The 23,085-nt window shown below is 66.7% G+C and carries 19 protein-coding genes; 10 read left to right on the top strand and 9 right to left on the bottom strand.

Going from position 1 to position 23,085, the window contains the following annotated elements; all coding sequences use genetic code 11:
• Window positions 1–19: 19 nt before the first annotated feature.
• Window positions 20–2,011: a TonB-dependent receptor gene (locus BLU54_RS01030; protein WP_235837756.1), complete on the bottom strand. Its 1,992-nt coding sequence runs from the start codon at window positions 2,009–2,011 to the stop codon at window positions 20–22.
• A gap of 874 nt (window positions 2,012–2,885) precedes the next feature.
• On the opposite strand from BLU54_RS01030, the gene hpnH reads away from it, so the two are divergent.
• The 3 genes from hpnH to BLU54_RS01045 all read left to right on the top strand — a co-directional run bounded on the left by hpnH (window position 2,886) and on the right by BLU54_RS01045 (window position 6,754).
• Window positions 2,886–4,064 carry an adenosyl-hopene transferase HpnH gene (gene hpnH, locus BLU54_RS01035; protein WP_091903674.1) on the top strand — a complete coding sequence of 393 codons (1,179 nt, stop codon included), beginning with the start codon at window positions 2,886–2,888 and terminating at the stop codon, window positions 4,062–4,064.
• Window positions 4,065–4,217: 153 nt separating this feature from the next.
• A complete protein-coding gene (hpnA, locus tag BLU54_RS01040) occupies window positions 4,218–5,252 on the top strand; it encodes a hopanoid-associated sugar epimerase (RefSeq protein ID WP_235837733.1) in 1,035 nt (344 codons plus the stop codon).
• Between the two features lie 791 nt (window positions 5,253–6,043).
• The gene (locus BLU54_RS01045; protein ID WP_091903679.1) at window positions 6,044–6,754 is read left to right on the top strand and encodes a lytic polysaccharide monooxygenase; all 711 of its coding nucleotides are present in this window, start codon (window positions 6,044–6,046) and stop codon (window positions 6,752–6,754) included.
• A gap of 219 nt (window positions 6,755–6,973) precedes the next feature.
• On the opposite strand, the gene BLU54_RS01050 is transcribed toward BLU54_RS01045, so the two are convergent.
• The 8 genes from BLU54_RS01050 to BLU54_RS01080 form a co-directional block, all read right to left on the bottom strand.
• Window positions 6,974–8,782: a thiamine pyrophosphate-requiring protein gene (locus BLU54_RS01050; RefSeq protein ID WP_091903681.1), complete on the bottom strand. Its 1,809-nt coding sequence runs from the start codon at window positions 8,780–8,782 to the stop codon at window positions 6,974–6,976.
• A gap of 116 nt (window positions 8,783–8,898) precedes the next feature.
• Window positions 8,899–9,144 carry a hypothetical protein gene (locus tag BLU54_RS01055; protein ID WP_091903683.1) on the bottom strand — a complete coding sequence of 82 codons (246 nt, stop codon included), beginning with the start codon at window positions 9,142–9,144 and terminating at the stop codon, window positions 8,899–8,901.
• The gene (locus BLU54_RS01060) at window positions 9,141–10,046 is read right to left on the bottom strand and encodes a hypothetical protein (protein ID WP_091903685.1); all 906 of its coding nucleotides are present in this window, start codon (window positions 10,044–10,046) and stop codon (window positions 9,141–9,143) included. The genes BLU54_RS01055 and BLU54_RS01060 overlap by 4 nt, the downstream gene beginning before the upstream one ends.
• The gene (locus BLU54_RS01065; RefSeq protein ID WP_170844963.1) at window positions 10,030–10,824 is read right to left on the bottom strand and encodes a hypothetical protein; all 795 of its coding nucleotides are present in this window, start codon (window positions 10,822–10,824) and stop codon (window positions 10,030–10,032) included. The genes BLU54_RS01060 and BLU54_RS01065 overlap by 17 nt, the downstream gene beginning before the upstream one ends.
• Window positions 10,814–11,902, bottom strand: coding sequence for a type III secretion system inner membrane ring lipoprotein SctJ (gene sctJ / locus BLU54_RS01070; RefSeq protein WP_170844964.1), 1,089 nt, complete (start codon window positions 11,900–11,902; stop codon window positions 10,814–10,816). The genes BLU54_RS01065 and sctJ overlap by 11 nt, the downstream gene beginning before the upstream one ends.
• Window positions 11,892–12,305: a type III secretion system inner rod subunit SctI gene (gene sctI / locus BLU54_RS23545; RefSeq protein WP_170844965.1), complete on the bottom strand. Its 414-nt coding sequence runs from the start codon at window positions 12,303–12,305 to the stop codon at window positions 11,892–11,894. The genes sctJ and sctI overlap by 11 nt, the downstream gene beginning before the upstream one ends.
• 5 nt (window positions 12,306–12,310) lie before the next feature.
• Window positions 12,311–12,577, bottom strand: a complete 267-nt coding sequence (locus tag BLU54_RS01075) for an EscF/YscF/HrpA family type III secretion system needle major subunit (protein WP_091903691.1) — start codon at window positions 12,575–12,577, stop codon at window positions 12,311–12,313.
• Window positions 12,578–12,582: 5 nt separating this feature from the next.
• Window positions 12,583–13,962: a PrgH/EprH family type III secretion apparatus protein gene (locus tag BLU54_RS01080; protein WP_091903693.1), complete on the bottom strand. Its 1,380-nt coding sequence runs from the start codon at window positions 13,960–13,962 to the stop codon at window positions 12,583–12,585.
• A 501-nt stretch (window positions 13,963–14,463) separates the two neighbouring features.
• Here BLU54_RS01080 and BLU54_RS01085 point away from each other — a divergent pair.
• From BLU54_RS01085 to BLU54_RS01115, 7 genes are all read left to right on the top strand, one after another.
• Entirely contained in the window at window positions 14,464–15,384 is a 921-nt protein-coding gene (locus BLU54_RS01085; RefSeq protein ID WP_170844966.1) for a helix-turn-helix domain-containing protein, read from the top strand.
• 109 nt (window positions 15,385–15,493) lie between these two features.
• A complete protein-coding gene (gene sctC, locus BLU54_RS01090) occupies window positions 15,494–17,344 on the top strand; it encodes a type III secretion system outer membrane ring subunit SctC (RefSeq protein WP_170844967.1) in 1,851 nt (616 codons plus the stop codon).
• Window positions 17,341–18,699 (top strand): HrpJ domain-containing protein, encoded by a 1,359-nt coding sequence (locus tag BLU54_RS01095; protein WP_091903701.1) that lies wholly within the window; start codon window positions 17,341–17,343, stop codon window positions 18,697–18,699. Before sctC ends, BLU54_RS01095 begins: the two co-directional genes overlap by 4 nt.
• On the top strand, window positions 18,693–20,789 hold the full coding sequence (locus BLU54_RS01100) for an EscV/YscV/HrcV family type III secretion system export apparatus protein (protein ID WP_091903703.1): 2,097 nt from the start codon (window positions 18,693–18,695) through the stop codon (window positions 20,787–20,789). The genes BLU54_RS01095 and BLU54_RS01100 overlap by 7 nt, the downstream gene beginning before the upstream one ends.
• Before the next feature lie 33 nt (window positions 20,790–20,822).
• The gene (locus BLU54_RS01105) at window positions 20,823–21,230 is read left to right on the top strand and encodes an InvB/SpaK family type III secretion system chaperone (RefSeq protein ID WP_139169380.1); all 408 of its coding nucleotides are present in this window, start codon (window positions 20,823–20,825) and stop codon (window positions 21,228–21,230) included.
• Entirely contained in the window at window positions 21,227–22,579 is a 1,353-nt protein-coding gene (locus tag BLU54_RS01110; protein ID WP_091903708.1) for a FliI/YscN family ATPase, read from the top strand. Before BLU54_RS01105 ends, BLU54_RS01110 begins: the two co-directional genes overlap by 4 nt.
• A 91-nt stretch (window positions 22,580–22,670) precedes the next feature.
• Window positions 22,671–23,003: a hypothetical protein gene (locus BLU54_RS01115; RefSeq protein WP_139169382.1), complete on the top strand. Its 333-nt coding sequence runs from the start codon at window positions 22,671–22,673 to the stop codon at window positions 23,001–23,003.
• The last annotated feature ends 82 nt before the right edge of the window (window positions 23,004–23,085 follow it).

A 23,085-nucleotide genomic window follows, 5' to 3' on the forward strand; every position in this document is an offset into this window, starting at 1 on the left:
CGGATAGTCGCCCCGACGTTCAGAAGGTCGTGCGCAATCCGACCGTCACGCCACGGCCCGGTTGCGGCGCGATGTCTCGCAACACGGAGCTGGCGTAGCGCACGGTCTGATTGGTCAGATTGTCGCCACGGACGTAGAGCAGGCCATTGCTCCGGCCGATCTTGAAGCGGTAGCCCGCGGTGAGCGAGAGCGTCGTGTAGCCCGAGGTCGGCGTGTCGTCGTCCGGATGCCGATGTTGCGCCCACGCATGAACCATCACGCCCCGGGCGAACCATGCACCGTAGCCGTAATCCAGGCTGAGCGTGGCGCGCAGCGGCGCGATGCGCGGAATCGGCTCGCCGGTGTCGCTGTTGCGGGCGTGAGTGTAGTCGCCACGCAGGCCGACGTCGACGTGGTGTCCGCCGCGCTCGAACACACGCAGCGTGCTGTCGGTTTCCAGGCCGTAAAAGGTCGCCGGCACCCCGCGGTAGACTGCCTCCGCGAGTTCGCCGTCGGGCGACACCGTGCCATTGTCGTCAACCAGCCGACCCGTCGCGTATTCCGCCAGATAGTTGTGGAAGCGGCTGTAGAAGCCGCCAAAGCTTGCCTTGTTCGGGCCGTTCTCGAAACGCAATGACAGGTCAGCGGAGATTGCCTTTTCCTTCGCGGCGTCGGCATTGCCGATCAGGAACTGGCCGGTCGCCTCATGTGGTCCGTTGGCGTAGAGCTCATAGAGCGTGGGCGCGCGCTCCGTATAGGACAGATTGCCCGCCACCGACCAATTCGGTGCCAACTGGAAGATCGAGCCCAATGCGGCACTGCCGGCGTTGAACTCGCGCGACGCGGCGCCGGCGAAGCGCTCGTTGCCGGCCGCATCGGGTTGCAGGCGCACGCGCTCGTAGCGGGCGCCGAGCGATACCTTCAGCCGTGGCAGCGCCTGCCACTCTTCCAGTCCGAACAAGGCGGCCGTGGTTGTCTGCGTACGGGGCACCAGCGCCTCATCCCCGAGTGCCGAGAACGTGTTCTGAGAGAACTGGACGCCGACCGCGCCCTTCACCGGTCCGATGTCGCGGTGCGTCAGCGTCAGCCGCGAGTCGAAGCCCCGGTTCTTGAAGATCGTGCCGGTCTCGCCGTCGTCGATTTCCTTGTGCTGGTAATCGGTGTACGAGAAATCGAACTTCGCCTGCTTGAACGGTCCATCCAGGTCGCGAACCTCAGCCGCGCCGGTCAGGCGGTCCTGACGCATGCGCAGGCGCACTGACGGCTCGGCGACCGAGCCGTAATCCGCCTGATAGCCGGACCAGGCGAGTCCTGCATAACCGCTGGCCCAGGTGTAGGAAGCACCAACCGAACCGCCGCTGTCCTGGCCATCGCTGTTGGGCAGCGTGCCGTACGGCTGGGCGGCGTCGGCGTCGTCGCGCGCACGCTGCACTGCCGAGTGTGCGTAACCGGGGATCTTCACCTCGCCGGTCTTGCGCGCCCACGCATCCACGTGGAAGTTGAAACCGTTGCTGCCGCCCTCGACCATCGCCGCACCACTGCGAGAACGGTTGGCGGTGTCGTAGCGGCTGTCGACCTGTCCGCTGACGCCGTCCAGCGATTCGCGCGGGATGCGGTTGTCGATGGTGTTGACGACGCCGCCCACCGCGTTGCCCCCATACAGCAGCGCCGCCGGCCCGCGCACGATTTCGATACGCTCCGCCGAGAACGGGTCGATCGGCACCGCGTGATCGAACGACAGCGACGACGCGTCAAGCGACGCGACGCCGTTTTGCAGGATGCGGATGCGGTCGCCGTCCATGCCACGAATGATCGGACGCCCGACAAACGGGCCATAGGTCGTGGTCGACACACCGGGCAGTCCGTTTAGCGTGGCGCCGAGCGAATCCTGTTCGGCCAGGGCCAGCGCGTTGCCATACAGAATCGTGGACGGCGATGCGATTTCGCGGCTGCCGAGCGGGTTGGCGGTAGTAAGGACCGGCGCCTGCGCATCGTCCACGCGCGTTGCTTCAGTTCCTGCTGGCTGCGGCATATCCGCTGCCGCTGTTGCAGTTTGAGGCGCGGTGGCCGGGTCGGCGGGCTCGGCCGCGAGCGCGAATGCGGAGAGCGCCAGCAGCGCGATGGGCGTCAGTCGAAGCAAGGGGCGGGCGCCGGCAGGTCGAATGCGGCGGGCACGAGAGTCGGAATCGAGAGGAGGGCGTGTCACGGAAGCGGGCAGCAGCAGGTTGAACGTGTTCGTTATGTTATAACTTTGTATAACGCCAATGTTATAAAATAACGTATCAATTACTGGCATGTTGTGTTTTTGCACCGGAGCGCTCGCGGCCGAATGTGGGGCGTGGCAACCGCCCGTCGCATATGCGCGGAAGCTACCGATGTCATATCCGTCAGCCGGATAATGTCAGCACGCTGGTGACAGCAGTCGCAGCGCTCGGATTCCATACCGGCTACCGAGTGGCTTACCGAGCGACCTATAGAGCGACCTACCGAGCGGCCCGGATCGCGCCCTCGTACGAGGAACCGCTACCGCCCGGACAAAGGCCCTTGAAACAGCAAGGTCTTGCTGCAGCATCGGCGCTTTGGAAGCGCGGACTCAGTGCCTCCTCTGAGCCGACAATCTGCTGCGTCCCCGCGTGGCGGGTTGGCGGGCGAACATGCACCGTATGACAAGCGGGCGCCGGCCCGGTCTGGCGCCGGACATATAGGCGACGCCCGCGCGTCGGCGCTCCGCCCGATAGTCCATGCCGTGGCCGATGGCTGCCGGGAAGCCGGGGAAACCGGAGGAAGCGCCCGCTTGCCGACCGCCGGGGCCGTGCCGATGCGATCGGCGTTGCGGGGACGGCCGACCTCCTTTGCGCATCGGCGCTAAAATGCCCGTTTGCCAATGCAGCCCGCGAGGTAACCCCTTGGCCATTCCGCTTTTGCAGGCGATGTATGTCGGTTCGTACGTCGTCAAACACCACCTGCTGCGCACGCGCCGCTACCCGCTCGTGCTGATGCTGGAGCCGTTGTTCCGGTGCAACCTGGCCTGCTCGGGTTGCGGCAAGATCGACTATCCGGATCCCATTCTGAATCAGCGCCTGTCCGAGGCCGAGTGTCTCGAAGCCGTGGACGAGTGCGGCGCGCCGGTGGTCTCGATCGCCGGCGGCGAACCCTTGCTGCACAAGGAACTGCCGTCGATCGTGCGAGGCATCATCGCGCGCAAGAAGTTCGTGTACCTGTGCACGAATGCACTGCTGATGGAAAAGAAGATCGACGACTACGAGCCCAACCCGTTCTTCGTCTGGTCGGTGCACCTGGACGGCGACCGCGAGGCGCACGACAAGTCGGTCTGCCAGGAAGGCGTCTACGACCGGGCGGTGGAGGCGATTCGCCTCGCCAAGCGCAAGGGTTTCCGCGTCAATATCAATTGCACGCTGTTCAACGATACGGACCCGGAGCGCGTCGCAAGCTTTTTCGACGAAGTGAAGCGGATCGGTGTCGACGGCATCACCGTTTCGCCGGGGTATGCGTACGAGCGTGCCCCCGATCAGCAGCACTTCTTGAATCGCGAGAAAACCAAGACGCTGTTCCGGGACATCTTCCGGCGCGGTCGCGGTGGGCGCAATTGGGCATTCAGCCAGTCCGGGCTGTTTCTCGATTTCCTGGCCGGCAACCAGACGTATCACTGCACGCCATGGGGCAACCCGACGCGGACCGTGTTCGGCTGGCAGCGCCCGTGCTACCTGGTTGGCGAAGGTTACGCGAAGACATATTCGGAGCTGATGGCGTCCACCGACTGGGACAAATACGGCACCGGCAATTACGAGAAATGCGCGGACTGCATGGTGCATAGCGGCTACGAGGCCACCGCGGTGAAGGATACCCTGCGTCATCCGCTGAAGGCGTTGGGCGTGGCGCTGCGTGGCGTCAAGACCGATGGCGAGATGGCGCCGGACGTGGTGCTCGATGGACAGCGCCCCGCCGAATACGTGTTTTCGCGACACGTCGAAATCAAGCTCGACGAAATCAAGCGCAAGACACCGGCCAAGCCCAAGGCGGCGCCGAAGGCGGCACCGAAGACCGCGGACGAACAGGTGGCATGATCGCGGGTGGCCGCCGGCGCTCGCGACAGGCACCTGTGCCCCGTGCGCCCGTGCGCCCGTGCATCTTCCGCGGCCGCCGTGGCCTCGGCCTGCGGCAGCCCCTGACCGGGACGGGCAGCGCGCTCACGTGGTCATCTTGAAACGATATTACGCATGACAGCAGCTATGACGCGCGGCAGCGCGGCGGCAGTCGATGCCGACCGGGTGCTGGTGACCGGGGCCTCCGGCTTTGTCGGCGCGGCGGTGGCGCGCGCGGTGCGCCGGGCCGGCTACCGTACCCGTGTGCTGGTGCGTCCCACCAGTGCTTCGACCAATATCGCAGGCCAGGACTTCGACGTCGCCCTGGGCGATTTGCGCGATCCGGCCTCGTTGGACGCCGCATTGCGTGGCGTGCGTTTTGTTTTCCATGTGGCGGCCGACTACCGGCTGTGGGCCGCGGACCCTGAAGAGATCGTCCGTGCGAACCGCGAGGGCACCGGCAACATCATGGAGGCGGCGCTCCGCGCTGGCGTGGAGCGGGTCGTCTACACCAGCAGCGTCGCAACGCTGCGCGTTGGCGACACCGTGGTGCCAGTCGACGAAAGCCGCCCAGCCACGGCCGAGCAGACGATAGGCGCGTATAAACGCAGCAAGGTCGTGGCAGAGCGACTGGTCGAGACGATGGTCGCCGAGCGCGGCCTGCCGGCAGTGATCGTCAATCCATCGACACCGATCGGGCCACGGGATGTCCGTCCGACGCCGACCGGACGCATCATCGTCGAGGCGGCGCGCGGCAGGATGCCGGCGTTCGTCGACACCGGGCTGAACTTCGTACACGTCGACGACGTAGCGGAAGGGCATCTGCTGGCGCTCACTCGCGGCCAGCTGGGGCGCCGCTACATCCTGGGCGGCGAGGATGTGATGCTCGGAACGCTGTTGGCCGAGATCGCGGCGCGTACCGGTCGGCGCGCGCCGACCGTGCGCTTGCCGCGCGCGCCGCTGTATCCACTGGCGGCGCTGGCTGAATTCGGCGCGCGGTTCACCGGCAAGGAGCCGCTGCTGACGCGCGACGCGCTCCGCATGTCGCGCTATCGGATGTTCTTCGATTCGAGCCGGGCCAAGTTGGAGCTCGGCTATCGCGCGCGGCCCTACGTCGAGGGTCTGCAAGATGCGCTCGACTGGTTCGACGTCAACGGCTATCTACGCTGAGGGCCGGCCCCGGACGGCTTCCTCACGGCTGTTGCAGCAGCCAGCTCGCACTCCTGATCCTAGCCCACGCGCCGCCCACGTCTGATGTGTGCAAGCCTGCTTGGCGCGCGCGCTTTGCACGGGTGCAAGCGCCTCGCCCGCGTGCAAGCGCCTACGGGCGACCCACGTCAGGCGTGCGCCGGCGTCGCTGCCAACTCCCGGCGCGCATAACAGGGCATCCGACGTAACCTCGTACGACCGCCCAGGTATTGCCAGTCATGGCGGGGAACGGGATGGCACATCGGACGGCATGCGAAGGCATGCGTGTAAGGGCGGGTACAGGCATGGAGGGACAACATGCAGGCCCTCACTGATCCCAACACCCATGCGTTTCAGCGTCGCCCCTTGTATTGCCGCCTGGCCGCCTCGTCGCTCGGTCGAGTCGCTGACTCGTCGAGTCGGGGACATCCGCGCCTGAGCGGCTTGACTGCGACAGTGATGTGGCCAGACGCGTGAGCGTCAACCACAATCGGTTCGGACTACAGACGGATATCGGCGAGTGCGGCGCGACGCCTGCCGAACGCGCTTGGATTGTCTCGATGGCCATGGCGCACGTCGCAATTCCGCACGTTTTCTCAAATTTATGCGAGCTTGTCCAAGTCTGTCGAGGATTACCCTCATATCGGCTGCCATCGAGGGTGGCGGTGCTTGAAGTGCGGGCGCACACGATGCCCGTCGAGCATTGCCCGCATTGCCAATATCACGCAGCGCGACCGGCGGCATCGATTCGGTAACGAAAAGGGGAAAATCGCATGAATGGTAAGCATCGTCTCTCGCAGCTGTGGCTCATCGTCGCGTTGTGCGGCGCGTCGCAAGTGCAAGCCCATGGCCGCGTTGTCGAGCCCCCGTCGCGGGTCGTACTCTGCAGCCAAGGCGAGAACCGCGACTGTCCGATCCCTGCGTGGAAAACGAACGCGATGGAAAGTGGCAAGTTCTTTCCCGCGCGGGACGGCGGGCTGAGCGATCCTGTGGCGAGCACTGACGCGCCCAACGGCACGCCGCCGCGTGACGGCGAAATCGCCAGCACGAGTGTAAATGGCGCGGAGAAGGTGTTGGACGAGCAAAGCGCACAGCGCTGGCGCAAGACGGTGATGCATGCGGGCGAGCACCAGCGCTTTGTGTGGGAATATAGCGCACTTCACAAAACGCGCCGCTGGAACTATTTCATCACCCGTCAAGACTGGAATCCGAACGCACCGCTGACACGGGCGCAATTCGAGGCCAAGCCGTTCTGCCAGTATCAGAACAGCCAGCAGCCCTATTGGGACCATCCCGAGCTGATGCCCACGTCGCCGACCGTCCACACCTGCAAGCTGCCGAAGCGCGATGGGTACCACGTGATTCTCGCGGTGTGGGAGGTGGCCGACACGCCACATGCGTTCTATCAGCAGATCGATGCGGAATTCGTCAATGGTGGGGCGGCGCTGACGAGTCCCTTCGCACCGCCGACGAAGCGCGAGTGATCAAGCATCGGGCGCGCCTGGCGACCGGAATGCGAAGTGGTGAGGGCGGCCACGCGTGGCAGGCCCGCGGCGCGTACCGAGCCGCCGCGTGCGCGCACGCGGCGAGCCGCTACGACGTGTGGCGGCGTGCATCGCCGCGCGAGAACGCGTGCTGACGCACGCCCGTTACATGTCCGACTACTGCCCGGCTGGGTTGGCCGGGAGAAGGTCCGACGTGGCTCAGGCGTCGTCGTCGGCCTTGCCATGTTTGCCCGGCAGCACCGAGTTCAGCACCTGCTTTGCGGTATTGACGATCACGTTGCCTTCGTTTGGATCGCCCTTGAGCAACGTGGTCGCGAATGCCTTGGCCTGCGCCAGCGTGACGTGGGGCGGCAAGGGCGGCACGTCGGGATCCGTCTTGAATTCGAGCAGGACCGGGCGGTCCGACTGCAGCGCGCGTTCCCAAGCATCGGCCACGCCCTCAGCCGAATCGACATAGATGCCGGTCAGGCCGATCGATTCGGCGAAGCGGTGATACGGAACATTCGGAATCTGTTGCGACGCGACAAACTTCGGATCGCCTTCCATGACCCGCTGCTCCCAGGTCACCTGGTTCAAGTCCTCGTTATTGAACACGGCACAAATCCAGCGCGGGTCGGCCCACTGTTGCCAGTACTTCGCGACGGTGATCAGCTCCGCCATATTGTTCATCTGCATTGCGCCGTCGCCGACCAGCGCGATCACCGGACGGTCGGGATGCGCGAACTTGGCCGCGATCGCGTATGGCACGGCGGCACCCATCGACGCCAGTCCGCCGGACAGCGACGCCATCATGCCCCGCCGCATCTTCAGATCGCGCGCATACCAGTTCGCACAGGAACCGGAGTCGCTGCTCAGGATCACGCGGTCGGGCAGGCGGGGCGACAGCTCCCACGTGACGCGCTGCGGATTGATCGGCTTGGCGTCCGTCAGCGCGCGCTTCTCCAACGTCGTCCACCAATCGCGCGTCCATCCTTCGATCTTCTCGCGCCATCCGGTGTCGGTCTTCGTGTCGAGCAAGGGCAGCAGCGCGGCCAGGGTTTCGCCGGCGTCGCCGACAAGGTTGACCTCCATCGGGTAACGCAGGCTCAGCATGTCCGGCTTCAGATCGATCTGCACGCCTCGCGCCTTGCCTTCCTTCGGCAGGAATTCCGAATAAGGGAAGCCGGAGCCGATCATCAGCAAGGTATCGCACTCGCGCATCATCTTGTCGCTCGGCTCGGTGCCAAGCAGGCCGATCGAACCGGTGACCCATGGCAGCGCATCCGGCAGCACAGCCTTGCCGAGCAACGCCTTCGCTGCGCCGGCTTGCAATTTGTCGGCGATCGCGATCACCGCATCGGTGGCGCGCAGCGCGCCCGCGCCCACCAGAATGGCGACCTTCTTGCCGGCATTCAACACCTCGGCCGCACGCTGCAAGTCGTTATCCTGCGGCACCACGCGCGGGGCGTTGTAGCCGATGCCGGAGTGAACGGTGCCGTGCTTTGCCGGCGGGTCCTCGTAAGGCATGTCCTGCAGGTCGTTCGGCAGGATCAGCGCGGTAACCTTTCGCTCGCCCAACGCGACCCGTACAGCGCGGTCGACCAGGTGACGCATTTGCGCAGGGACCGTCGCCTGCTCGCAGAAGGCGCCCGCCACATCCTTGAACATCGATTTGAGGTCGAGTTCCTGCTGGTAATGTCCGCCCAGGGCGGTGCGCGCCTGCTGTCCCGCGATCGCGAGCACCGGCATGTGATCCATGCGCGCATCGTAGAGGCCTGTCAGCAGGTGGGATGCGCCGGGGCCGGAGGTCGCGATGCAGACACCCAGTTCGCCAGTGAATTTCGCATGGGCCGCAGCCATGAAGGCAGCCATCTCCTCGTGTCTCGCTTGCACGAATTCGATCTTGCCGCCCGCGCGGCTCAACGCGCCAAACACGCCGTTGATGCCGTCGCCGGGATAGCCAAAGATGCGCCGCACGCCCCATTGATGCAAACGCTCGACCAGGAAATCGCCAACTGTCTGTGCCATGTCTGTGCCTTCCACGATGTGAGGGACCGTCGCACAAGCGCATGTGCGGTCGACCGTCCTCGTTCAGATACCGCAGAGCCAGCAAGTTCCAGTCCAAAGGGGCTGACGGTGCGCCTTCAGTCGCCGCCGTCCGGGCGAAGGCGAGGCAGCGCGTCGGGGGCATCCGGGTCGGGGAAGAAGATTCGCCGCATCATCTCCTCCCGAAATTGCGCGAGGATCCAGGCGCGACGTTCTTCCTCGCTGAGTGCGGGGCGCTCCACGACGTGCTCGCTGCCTGCGTTGACGGGGCTCGCGTCGGCCCAGGTCGGCGTCGCTGGGGCGCTCGCCGGCGCGTGCATTGGCGGGAGGCCAACGATCCTCATTCTGTCTCTCCTTTCGATTCGTAACGTGCTTGCTCAGCGATCAGGGCGGTATCGGTCCGCGTACCGGCGGCGCGGCGCGCGATGATGCCGTCGGACGCGACGTGAGGCTGGTCGAAGGGTGAGCCTGCAGGTGCTTCCGAACGCGGCGCACTGGCCGCGGCAGGCGTGCGTGCCGGTGCATTTTTGAGCTCGTGTTCCAGCCCCTCCGCCAGGGCGGCGATCGCCCGGCGACGCAGCATATGCGTGTCGACACCCAATTGCTTCGGCAGGGCGCGTGCCGGTAGCAGGCGCATGGCCGCATCCGCCGCTTCGAACACGAATGCGCGGCCCGCCCATTCAAGCGCGAAGCACGCACCGCCGGTCTCGACGACGACACTGCCGGCCGGCGGGCGCGCACCGCCGAGTCCCGCGCGCAGGGCCGGTGCAAGGGCAGCGGCGCTGTCCGGCAAACGCACTTTCAGGACGGTGCCCGCCACCGCATCGCCACGCTGGCGAAAGTCGTCGGACAGTTCCTCCAACAACTGGCGGCAGACGCTCTCGCTATCCAGGCGAGCGGCGAGCGCGTGGCGAGCGTCGTCGAGTTGTTCGCGCATTTCGGCGAGCATCAAATCCGCCATGTGATCGAACGAATCGATGCATGTGCGGACCGCGCCGGCATAGCCGTCCGCGTAGCCCGATGCGAATGACAGACGGCAGATCGCGTCTGCTTCGCGCTGAGCTTGTTTGACGATGTGTCGTGCATGGCGATGGGCGTCCCGTAGCAGGGCATCGGCGCGCGTCGCCGCGCGTTTGGTAGCGCACGGAAGCAGCACGCCGTCGACGCGCGTGGCGGGACGGGATGCGTCGCCGCCGGCGCGGGTCCGGTATCGCGACAGGCCGGGCAAATCAGGGAAGTCGTGCATGGATGAAGGCGAAGGCAAGCCAGTTGCGAATGGTGGTCTCGGAGACGCCAGGCACCGACGGCGAGGCGTCGTTGTACGCTGGCTCGGTCAGCGCATCGGCTGAGCAAACGGTCGCGCTGATTGTCGGGCGAGGCATCGTTGTCGCGAGCGGGCGTGCCTGGCTTGCCAGATCGTCGTCGCCTGCACCGGGCAGGCCGCCGCGCGTTGCGACCGTGGAGCTGAACAGCAAGGGTAGACGTTCGCGCAACGCGGCGGGCCAGGTGGCGAATAGCGGCGCGATGCTCGTCAGTCCCACGGATGCGAGGCTGTCGTGCGCCTGCTCCGGCGAGACGGTTCCCGTCAGCCAAGCAGACTCGGCAGTGAAACCGCGACGTGCGGCCGCACTGAGCGCGGCTGAAACGGTTGGCAAGGGTAGGCGCAGGAACGCCAACAGCCGAGCGTCCAATGTGCGATGCAGTGAGCCGGTCAGGAGGGTGCCATGCATCAGTCTCGCGCCGATCAGCGCCGCGACCCGTGGCAAGTTCCGCCACTCCCGGATGCAGCGTTCGCACAGCGCGTCGAGTCGGGTATCCGATGCCATGCGACCCTGCAGCCGGTAGATGCGGCGAAGGTAAGCGTGCGCGAGCGCCGGCGGCAGCCCCGCGATGGCCGGCAAACCACGTCGGCGCGCCGGATGCAGGTAGCTGGACGGGGCGTACAGCACAGTCAACAGGGCGGCAGCCGTGTCACGGTCCAGTGCTCCGAGCGGGGTCGCGGCCGAGCAGTGCTCATCGGGCATCGCCGTCCCCAGGCAGCGCGGTGGCGGTCGAATGCGTCGCGGACGAGGGAGCCACGCGCGATGCGTCATGCGGCGGCGCGCCCGTGCTGAATGCGTCGCCATTGCGGTCTCGGAAGCGGACCCCGAAGCGGTGCCCGAAGCGCAAAACCGCGGCATGAACGATCGCTGCGACACGCGCCATCAGCGACGCCGGTACTGGCCGGCCCGGCGCGACGTGGGCGGCCGCGCTCGTCTCGCCCGGACGCATCGTCGGAGTGCCGTGCCGACCGCGAAGCGCCAACCAGAATGTCACCGCCACCGCCGCCAGAAAAGACGCCGCACCGATGCGCAGCGGCATCGAAAAGCCGGGTTCGGCCGGCGCACGCGTTCGCGGTCTGGATGGCGGCGCCGGTGGGTTGCTGGCGTCGAGAACGACAGATATGTTCGCCGTGTCGAGGTCGGCCACGCTGTTCCCGACGAACCGTTTCACGGTGGCGATCAGCCAGGTCTCGTCGCCCTCGCCACGTTCGTCCTCCCGATAGTGCAGCAGCACCGAGGCACGCATCGCTTGGGTTTTCCTTGTCTCCAGGGTGCCCGGCATCGGATAGCTCAGATGGACCCGCACGCTCACCACGCCGGCCAACGTGGCAAGCGTCTGTTCGAGCCGCTGTTCGATGTAGGAAAGGACGCGTGTACGTTCCGCCGCGGGCGACGTGATCAGCGCGTCCCCGGGAAAGGCCTGGCTGACCTCGACGGGCGTCCGACCGGGCAATTCGTAGCGCCGTAACAGATCCACTGCGAGCGCGAAGTCCGCTGGCGCGACATCCACCGCGTAGCCTGCCTTGTCAACCGGCGTCTTGCGCGCTTCAACGCCGTTACGCAGCAGCACCGCCACCACCGTGTTCGCGCGCTGTTGATCCAGCGCGTCGAGCAGGCGCGTGTCGTGGTCGCAACCTGACAGCAGCAGTACCGCGAGTAACGTGAAGCCGCTGCTGCTGCGGCGGCGGCTGCGGCGGTTGGAGCGCGGGCGAGGCAGAGCGCAAAGCGCGGAGCGAAGGCGATCGCTGCCGGACTGCCATGCATCGGTTTCACTGAGCACGAGCCAGCGTCTCGATTGCACCGACGAATTTGCGCGCCAATGTGCTCGCCAATGCGAACTCGTTGCTTGCGTCGCCCAGGGTTGCCTGCAGGCGCAGCAGTGCGGCGGCATCCTGACCGGCGCTGCCGTCGGCGAAGGCGGTGATCTGCGCGTGATACGACGCTTCGCGGCCCGCCAGCCGCGCATAGGTCGCGCGTAGCGCCGCGCCGAGTCCGACGTCGACCGCGTTCGGCATGTCACCGACCGGGCGCAGGTGGGCGACGGCGATCCCTGCCTCCCGGTCCGCAAGACCGTCGAGCCGGAGCGGTGCGAGCGGAGACGCTGTGCCGCCAGAGGCGACGGGCGCGATCGGCGTGGACCAGCGCGGCATCGCCTGACCCGCCATCAGATGAAGAATCGACATGGTGCTCAGCGCAGGTTCGACAGAGTCGTCGCGGCAATGTCGCGATGCGCCTTGACCGTCGCGCTCTGTGCATTTCGAAAGAGCGTGTACGCGGACAAGGCGGACTGATACTGGGCCAGCTTGAACGCAGAACTGGCGTCGCCTTCGATCGCAGCCTGCGCCGCCTCGAGTTTCGCTTTCAGCTGGGTGGCACCCACTTCGAAGGCCTGCGACCTGTCGATTACCTCGATGCCGGTCAGCGTGATGGTGGGGAGCACGGTCTCTTCGGGCATGACTGCTATCCTTTCAGAACGTCGGGGAAGTACCAATGGCCGGGGGCGAGCAGTACGTAGCCCGCGCGGCCGTCGAGATGCGATTTACCGTCGCGTGGGTCACGCAACGGCTCGAAGTCGATCCGCACCAGTGTGTCGCCCCACTGGGCGCGAAAATGCTGTAACGGCGCGCGCATGCTTTGACGGGTGGCATCGTCCAGACGTGCGGCCGGCGAGAGGCGGATGCCGTTGCCGTGCCGCTGTTCCCGCATCGGGATGCCTGCCTGAACGAACAGCGCCCGCGCCGCGGCAATGGCGGCGTTGGCCGGCACATATTCGAGTTCTGGAATCGGAACGGCGGGCGCAAGACCGGCGAGCGCGGCTTTGAAACGCGCTGCCAAGCGCGCGCGCACGGGCGACGGCGTGCCATCGTCGAGAAGGACGACTCGACCTGCGCCGGACGCCAAGCGGATGGCAACCGGCTTCAGACCGGCTTGCATCGCGGCCTGGTGGACCGATCGTCGGGCCTCGACGCCGGCCAGCCGCTGCGGCATCGCTGCCGTAAGCAGCGCCCCGCCGCGCGCGCGCTCGGGCGGCGCCACCATGCGGGTTTGCGATTCGCGCTCGGTTTGCCGCTCGGCAAGGGCGCCCGGCAGGGCCCGCGCTGCCGCCGCCGCGATCGAGCCGACGACGCACAGCATCGCGACGGCCGACAACAGCCGTCGCCGCAGCGGCAGCCTGCCCGCCCGGCGGGGTGGTTGGGGTGCCTCGGCATGTCGGGCGCTGGCGTCGGCGCCTGCCCCCGCTGCGACGTCACCAGCCTGCCCGTCGGGGAGCGATGCGTTCGATGCGCAAGCCGATGAGAGCCCCGACGCCAAAGCCGCCGACGCGTCGCGCAACGCGTCCGGCGATGCATCCGCTGGTGCATCCGGTGATGCATCGGGGGGCAGAAGGACCGCTTCCTCCCAAGCCGCGTCGATCGGTTTCAACGCGAAGCTGAGTCCGGCATAGCTGACGCGGCGTTGCAGTTCGAAACAGGCGGTCGTGTCGTGGCCGATGTCGGTTACCGAAAACCGACCGCTCAGGGCAGTGTCAGACAGATCGATTCGCAACGCGACGTCGGTTTGCGCCGCCAGCCAGACGGTTCGACCATTGGCCTCGGTCAGCGCCCGGTCCAGCAGATCGGCCGCCACCGCTTCTCGTCCGTTCATGCTGGCCGGCGCCACGACCGAAGTCGGCGCCTCGCCCGCATCGCCAGCTGCACGCGCGGGCCCGGGCGGTGCCCCCGGTCGTCCCGGCCCAGCGACGATGAGATAGCGGTCGCGCTCCAGCGGCACCTCGGTCCCTGCCATCGTTCCAGACAGGATGCGCAACGCAAAGAGCAGTTCAATGTTGCGGTCGATCATGACGGGTGAGCGGTTCGGCTACTAGGAGGCGGGCCGGCGAGCGGCGCATGCGGAGCGTCTGCAGTTGCTTGGGATCGCGCCATGGCAAGGCCGATGCTGACTTGCCCGCGCGACTGTTGTCTTCAGCTGGCGACTTCGACCGCCGTACGCGTCAAGCCGCAAACGCAACCTAAGCCGCCGTATCGGCGCGCAAGCGATATAGCGAGGCATTGTATGGACTGACGTCGGCAAGTGAATGAATCGTGCGTGATCCGCAGGTGATTTGGCGTCTCCAATTGCGACCGACTATCGAACGCGCAATTGAAACATTTTTAAGATCGATGAAGCGACACGTTGTCGTCCTTGACCAATTGATAAGTAGTGCGAGAGAGTTTACGTGGGAGATGAAGCCAGCTCATAACCCATCATTGCTGCCGCAACTTGACGTCCCGGGTAACACCGATGTCGGAGTCGAGAGCGGTGGCACTGTCTCCCTCCACGTGGTCTCACTATTCGATGACAATGAGCCAGAGCGCCCAGCCAAGCCGCCCCTATGACCGTCCTGACTGGCGCGTGGTGCGCCGCGCCGCCACTGTTGAACTGGAGGGCGCCTCGCTGTGGCTGGTCAAGCCGGCTGCCGAAAGCGCGACGCTTTCCCTCTGGCGCCAAAGCGGCGAGACGACCGACGTTGCGGTATGCAACGAGGCGAGCGGCGTGGTGTTGGGCTGCGCGAAGCCGTTGAAGTTGCGCTGCGACGACCAGATGTGGCGTCTGCGCCGTCTGCCGCTGCGCAAAGCATGTGCGCTGCTCGCCTGCCTGGACGGCGCCAGCGCCGAGCATGCGCCAGTGCCGACGCAGCGGCCGCCGCTCGGCGGTTTCCCGACCACGCACGACGCGAGCGCTCAACCGGACGGCGCCGGTGTGGGTGGCGCCGACCGTGCGCTGCCGCGCGACATGCCGCCGCCGACGCGCTGGACCGCAGTCGGTCGTCCGGCATTCGTGGTATGCGCGGCCGACGCAACGAACTTCCGACAGTTCGAGCGCTGGCTGATCCGAGGACAACTCGAGCGCGATATACGTCAGTCCGCGCTGTTCGACTTTTTTCGTCGCGAGGAGGCCTACAAGCTGATGGGTTTCCTGCTGCAGCAGGGCATTGGCGCGGCTTCGACCCGCATGCTGGGCGAACGCTACGGACTTTCCGAGACGCACTTCCGGCGGCTGTGTCGCACGATGCTCGGACGCAGCCTGAAGACGGAACTGCGGCGTTGGCGCGCGGTCAACGCGCTATTCGAGATTGTCAATGGCCGAGGGACGATGACGCATATCGCGATGCGAGGCGGCTACGCCACGCCATCGCATCTGTCCCGCGAAATCCGAGAATTCTTCGGCGGCTCGCCTACGCAACTCAGACTTGCCAGCGCCCGGCAACTCGGCCATGCGTGAGCCGGTGGCTGCAGTGGCACCACGCAGGGCGGGCGACAGATCGATTGAGAGGCGCGGGGTTGCGGACACGCGCGTTGCCCGGCGGCGTTCCAGGGCAACGGTTGTCCGGGTGCTGGTTGCCTGCCTCGTCGCGCAGCCAGCGATGCAGGCGCGGGCCGAAGGGGTGGCGGCACCGCTCGCCCCGGAGCGCGCTTCCGTCGACGCAGGCGAGGAGGCGCCCGCGCCGGATGCGACCGGCTTCGTGGCACGCGACGTTTCAATGAAGGAACTGCTCAACGCGGTGAGCGGCGCGCTGCGCAAGCCGATTGTCGCGAGCGCGGCGGTACAGCGCCGCCGGATCAGCGGCACCTTCGATCTGTCGAAGCCCGATGCGCTGCTGCGCCAGCTTGCCGATCGCCTGGCGCTGCTCACCTATGACGACGGCAGCGCACGTTATGTGTATGACGCGAACGAGACGCGCAATGCCGTGATCCGCACCCGGCAAGTGACACTCGGCGACGTGAGAAGGTTCCTGGCGGGCAGCGGTCTGCTTGACCGTCGCTTTGGGCTGCGCGGCGACGACGCGGCCCGCGTCTTCTATGTATCGGGCGTGCCGATCTATGTCGAGTTGGTGGAGGCGGCATCGCGTTATCTCGACGCGGCGCGTACCCCGACCGGCGGCGGCTGGGCCGTGCGTGTGGTGCCGCTGCAGCATGCGTTCGTCGTGGATCGCGACATCGACATGCGCGGCACGTCGGTAAAGGTGCCAGGAATGGTGACCATGTTGCAGCGCCTTCTTGGAGAGGCCAATGCGACCGCGGCACGGCCGCTGTTGCGCGACGGCGCGCCGCTGCCGACGTGGCATGCCGCGGCAGGCGCTGTCCCGCCCGGCGCCGACGCCGCGGCTCGGGCCGGCAACGACGCGCGGGCTGGCGCGCAGGAGTGGCGGGGCGAGCGTGGCGCGACGCAGTTGCTGCGGCAGGCATCGGTGCCGCCGATGCCCATGGCCGAGCCGGTGTCGGCGGCTCCGGACGCCCGTGCGAACGCGCCGGCCGGCGCCGATCTCGGACGCGAGGGCGGGGCAACGGGTTTCACGGTGTCGACTGACGCGCAGGGCGTGCGAGTCGTCGCGCACCCGGAAACCAACAGCATCGTGCTGTTCGGTCCGGCGGAGCGCCTGCCGGAAATCGAGTCCCTGGTGCGCCGTCTCGATGTGCAGAAGCGACAGCTGCAATTGTCGCTTTGGATCATCGACGTCAAGAAGTCATCGTTCGATCGGCTGGGCGTGGACTGGTCCGGCGCGGCGCGCCTGGGGGGCGCACAAGTCCGCTTCAACGATGACGGCCTGCTGGCCAGCACGCTGGATGGCACGAGCTTTCTTGCACGGGTTCACGCGTTGATGCAGACCGACGATGCCACGGTGGTGTCGCGGCCCATCCTGCTGACGCAGGAGAATCAGCCGGCCATGTTCGACCGCAGCGAGACGTTCTATACCCGGCTGCAGGGCGAGCGCGCGGTCAGCCTGGACAGCATCACCTTCGGCACGATGATCAACGTCCAGTCCCGTTTGTCGACAGAGGCCGACGAGATCGAGATGGCTGTCGGGGTCGAGGATGGCAGCGCGACGCCGAACAGCCTGGCAGTCGGTTCCGACATGAGCCTGCCGGTGGTGTATCGGACCCGGTTGAGTACGGTGGCGCGGGTACCGCGTGGGAAAAGCCTGTTGATCGGTGGCAGCACGCTGTCGCTGACGGACGACCGTGCTTCGTCGATTCCCGGGCTGTCGTCGATCCCGTGGCTAGGGCGGCTGTTCCGCAGCGTCTCGAAGCAACGTCACGAGGTCGCGCGTCTGTTCCTGATCGAGCCCCGCGTGCTCGACGCCGGCGCAAGCTGGTCCGACGGGCAGCCTTTCGAGACAGGCGCCGTGGAACGCAACGCGCGTCTGCGCGACACGGTGCACTTGCTCAAGGAGTTCATGTGACCACCACGCTTGGCGTTATCGGGACCGCGCCCGTCGTGCCGCCGCCGGCGGCGCCCGGCGCGCGCCATCGCGACGCGCGGCCGACCGTCGAGTGGCGCCCCGAAGCGGATGTGGGAGACGGCCCGCCTGCGGAGGCGATGGACGATGCGGCGTTGCTTGAGGCCAACGCCGCGAGCGAAGGCATCGAGGCACGAGCGAGATTGGCGGCCGCGCTGCTCAAGCCCCGACGACTGACGGCCGGCGCGCGGCGCGCCGGCCTGCCGGAACTCGAGCAAATCCTCGACAGCGAGGTCGAGGTCAAGTTCGAGGCGCTGGCAAAAGCGCTGCACGCTGGCCCGATGACACCGGTTACGCTGGTGCGCCGCGCGCGCCGGCTGTTCGCCGACGAAAGCGACGCACTGCTCGCGTTGCAGGCGCTGCATGCCCATTGCTGTGCCGATGACGCATCCCGACCGGAACACGACGACGGGCAGGCCGACGCGGCACCGCTGCAGCCCGATCACATGTCCGATTTCAGTCGTGTCGATGTCCGCGACGGCGACGGCGACGATGACGGTGTCGCTGTCGATGGCGATGGCGATGGCGATGGCGGCGAAGGCATTGGCGTGACACGGGCTGCGTACTTCGACGCTTCGTCGGGAGCGGCGCAATTGGTCGATTCCGCGATCGCGTCATTGGTCGCGGCGTGTTCGGAGGCGGCCGCTCGCACGCGGTTGTACGCTGGCGTCAATGTGTCGGGCGTGGCGCGGCGCATGGCGGCGCGGGCACCAGCGCCCGCACTCGACGGGCACACGCTGCGAGCCATGTACCGCGACTTCCTGCTATCCGAGGCGAGTCCGCTTTCGCTGCTCGGCGATCTTGCAGCGCGCCACCCGCTCCGCCATCTGACCTGGATCATCGACTTCCTGATGGCTGCGTTCAACGCGGACCAGCACGCACAGGACCCGGCGTGCGGGCATGTCGAGGCGTTTTCGCCGCTGTTGCGGCGTTTGCGTCGGCTGCGGTTGTTGAGTGAAGCAGTGACCGGCTTTGTCTCGTTCGTGAGCCGCGGCGCTCGCGTTCTACCCGGCCTCGACCGTTTGAGCGACGCGGACCTGCTCGGCGTCGCGACGCGCGGCATCGGCTCGCCAGCAGTGGTGGCCGACCACGTTGGCATCTTGTTGGGCAGGCGTTTGCCGGACGCGTCGGCGCGCACGCAGGCGGCGTTGACGCAGCGGCTCGCATGCGGCTTCGAGCGCATGCCACACGATGCGTACGAAACGCCTGAAGGTCGTCAGATGTTGATCGATGCGGTGCGCGCCCGGTTGGATGAACTGCACCGCTGCGAAAGCCGTGCGGAGTGCCGTGCATGCTGAACCCGTCTCGACCCCGCCTGGGTCCCGCCGCTGCCGGACGCGCGGTCGCGTCCGGCACGGCGCGCCAGTGGCTCGGCGCATTCGGTCGTAACCCGGAACTGGCGGTGCTGGCAATGATGCTGGCCATCGTCACCATGCTGGTTGTGCCGTTGCCGGCGCACGTACTGGATCTGCTGGTCGGTCTCAATATCGTGACGGCGGTGCTGATCTTCATGAGCGCCTTCTACATCGTGGAGATCCTCGGTTTTTCCGCGTTCCCCGCGGTCCTGCTGGTAACCACGCTGTTTCGCCTGTCCCTGTCGGTCAGCACCAGTCGACTGATCCTGCTGGAAGGACGGGGCGGCCACATCATCGAGACCTTCGGGCGCTTCGTGATCGGCGAAAACGTACTGGTCGGATTCGTCATCTTCATGATTGTCACGGTGGTGCAGTTCATCGTGATCACCAAGGGCGCGGAACGGGTCGCCGAGGTGGGGGCGCGTTTCTCGCTGGACGCGATGCCGGGCAAGCAGATGAGCATCGACGCGGATCTTCGCGCAGGCACGATCGACATGGAGACGGCGGTGCGACGGCGCGCCTCGCTGGAACGCGAAAGCCAGCTCTACGGCTCATTCGACGGCGCGATGAAGTTCGTCAAGGGCGACGCCATTGCCAGCATGATCGTCATCGTGGTGAATCTCGCGGGCGGCGTCGGTGTCGGTGTCGGGCAGCAGGGCATGCGAATGGCGGATGCACTGCATCGTTACACCCTGTTGTCGATCGGTGACGGCCTGGTCGCACAGATTCCGGCGCTGCTGATTGCGATGGCGGCCGGTTTCGTGGTGACGCGGGTCAGCGACAAAGGCGTGACCCTCGGGCGCAGCATCGTCGAAGAGGTGTTCGCCAGTCGGCCCGGGCTGCTGGCGACGGCGGGCGTGGCGCTCGGGATGGGCCTGGTGCCCGGTTTTCCGTTGCCGGTGTTCTGGACCATCGCGCTGCCACTGCTGTGGCTGTGGCATCGCCGACGCACGCCGCGCGGCGACCCAAACCGCCCGGACCAGGCGTCGGGAGCGCACGCCGGCGCCGCGCCGCGCCGCGCTCTCGATCCGGCGGATCAGCCTGGTCCGGCGCCGGTTGTGGTGCGGCTCCCGGCAAGCGTCTTCGCCGCGGAGGACTGGCCGGCAAGGGTGGAACGCTGGCACGCCCGTCTGACGGACGAGCTTGGCGTGTCGCTGCCACCGTTCGCGTGTCAACCATCCCCGCACATCGAGGCCGATCGGGCCGAGCTTGCAATCCACGAGGTACCGGCCGGCTGGTCCGCGGTTGCATTCGGCTGTCGACGGGTGTTGGGCGCGGTCGACATGGTACGCGGCCTGGACATTCCGCTGCGGATCGTCGATGAGCCGTCGGGCGGTGCGTCGATCTGGGTCAACGACGCGCAGGGCGAACGTCTGCGCGAGCTAGGCGTATCGCTGCGGCGCGCGGACGAGGTGCTTTATCGAGACCTGTGCGGCGTCGTGGCGCGACACATCGGCGAGTTGTTCGGTATCCAGGAAACCAAGGCGCTGCTCGATCGCACGGAACGACAGTATCCCGATCTCGTCAAGGAAACCATGCGGCACATGCCGGTGCAACGGATCGCCGAAGTACTCCAGCGGCTGATGCGGGAGCAGGTGCCGATCAAACACCACAAGCTGGTCCTCGAAACCCTGGCGCAATGGGGCGCGCGCGAGAAGGACGTGCTTACCTTGGTCGAGCACGTGCGCGGCGCGCTGGCCCGCTACATCGCGCACCGCTACACGTCCGACGGGATGCTGAACGCCATCGTCTTTTCCGGAGAAACGGAGGACATCGTGCGTAAGGGCATCCGGCAAACGGCGGGCGGCACTTTCCTGAATCTCGATCCGAACGAAGCCGCGCAACTACTCGACGCCGTGGAGACCGCCGTCGAGCAGAGCGGGTTTCAAGCGGCCGAGGTCGTGCTGATCACGTCAGTCGACATCCGCCGCTTTGCGCGCGCATTGATCGAGCCGCGCCTGGAAGCCCTGGACGTGCTCTCGCTCGGCGAGATCGGCGACGCCGGTCAAGTCAACGTGGTTTGTACCGTATGAACGATCGACGCAGTGCAACAAAAGGAGAAGCGATTGAACATTGACTTACCTGAGCTGGTAAAGGCCGCCTTGCGGTTCATGGGCTGCGATCATGCGATCGGCGACGACCTGGACGCCCACTCGCCGATCTGCATTTCGTTGAATGCGGTGCCGGACATCCTGATCGAGACGCGGGATCAATATTGTCTGTTGTGGAGCGAAATGCGCGACATCGGCGAAGAGGCCGTGCTCGCGGTGTCGGCCGACCTGTTCGCCTATCTGCTGCCGTTGAACAGCGCGCTGTTCGTTGAACGCCGGCCAGTGCTGTCGATACTCGAGGGGCGCTTGATATTGCATGCGGCATTGACGGCGACCGCGCTGCAAAACGAGGAGGCGTTCGCCGAAGCGCTGGAGAACTTCTACGCTGACCTGTGCGCGGTCGTCGACATTCTGGCGAAATGAGTGGACGACGGGTGTTCGGCACCGCCACGCAGCGGAGCGGGCTGGCGGGGCTGGGCGACTATGGCGCGCATCCGTCGCGTATCCGCGGCACCACCATCGAAGCGCCGTTGGACGGCGTGGCGGTCGGCGAGTCGTGCATGGTACGCGCCGCGCTCGGAGACGCGCGAGCGCTGGCGCGGGCGCGGGTGCAGGCCTTGAGCGCCGAAGGCGCGACGTTGAGCCTGCTCGGCGCGGTAGATGGTCTGACGCGGGCCGCGCTGGTGATGCCGACCGGACGCACCGCGCACGTCACGGTGGGCAGCCACCTGCTGGGCGCGGTGATCGATGGCGAAGGCCGTGTCGTGGGTCGTCTGTCGCCGGTCGACGAAAGTCTGCCCGGCTTTGCGTCCGCCGCGGCGACCTGGCCGCTCGAATGCGAGCCCCCTGGGCCAGAGGCGCGCTTGCCGGTCGATGTGCCGTTCCATACCGGTATAAGGGTGATCGACGGCGTGCTGACATGCGGCGTCGGACAGCGGATCGGCATCTTCGGCGCGGCGGGTGCGGGCAAGTCGATGCTGATGCAAATGCTGCTGCGCCACGGCCAAGCCGATGTGTCTGTCGTCGCACTGGTTGGCGAGCGCGGCCGCGAGCTGAGCGAATGCATCGCGGCGCTGCGGGCGAGCCCGCGCGGCGGGCGGACCGTGCTCGTCCATGCGACTTCGGATCAGCCATCGGCTTTGCGCGCAAACGCGGCGGCCGTGGCGACCGCAATCGCCGAATGGTTGCGCGACAGCGGCGCCGATGTGCTGCTGTTCGTCGATTCGATCACGCGTCATGTACGCGCGCTGCGCGACGTGGCATTGTCGGCAGGCGAACCGGTGGCACGCGCCGGCTATCCGGCCAGCGTCTTCGAACGGCTGCCGCGGCTGCTCGAAAGACCGGGCGCGACCCGCCGTGGCAGTGTCACGGCGTTCTACACGGTGCTCATCGAATCGGAAGACGAGAGCGACCCCGTCGGTGACGAGATCCGCTCGCTGCTCGACGGCCACGTGCTCCTGAGCCGCGAACTGGCCGGCAAGGGCCACTTTCCGGCGATCGACGTGCTGCGTAGCGTCAGCCGCGTGTTCAATGCGGTTGCCTCGCCGGCGCACGTACAGGCGGCGAGCCGTATGCGCGCGATGCTGGCCCTGTACAAGGAGTGGCGCTTGTACATCGAACTTGGCGAATACCGCGAAGGGCAGAACGCGGAAGTCGACGCGATGCTCGCCGCGCGTGGTGAGCTCGATACGTTCCTGCGGCAGGGGCTGGCAGAGAGCAGTGCGATGGCGCAAACGGTGGCAAGAATGGGGGCACTCGTTGGCCAGGATTGAGCAATTGCTGAAATTACGCGATGAGCGCCTGCGCGCCGCGCGCCGCGCGTTGTCCGCCAAGGTGCTCGAAGGGCGGGCCTTGGAGGACGCGTTGCGCGCGCTCGACGAAATGTTGGCAGCGCTGGACGCGAAGATCGACGCGACCCATCTTTGCGGGGCCATGCGCCGCCGCGACCTGTTCGCGCTGCGCGCGGAGGAAACGGCGCGGCTGGCCGAGCGAGTCGCGCTGCAGATTGAGCGCGAACAGATAAGAGATGCGATTGCGGCCCACATGGAGTCGATCGCGCGCGCCACGCAGGCGCTGCGCCGCAGCGAAGCGAAGCACGGAGAAACGTTGCGGCGTGCCAGTGCTGCGCGCCAGCGCGGGGCGCGGCGGACCGAGAACCGATCGATGGAGAGGCAGGCAGATGATCAACGCCGATAGCGTGAGTGCGCCGATGCGCGACGGGCGCCTCGACGAGGCGGATACGGGCCCGGCGACTGGTCGGCCATTGGCGGTGCGCCGC

This window comes from Chitinasiproducens palmae (assembly GCF_900095735.1).
Lineage (GTDB): Bacteria > Pseudomonadota > Gammaproteobacteria > Burkholderiales > Burkholderiaceae > Chitinasiproducens > Chitinasiproducens palmae.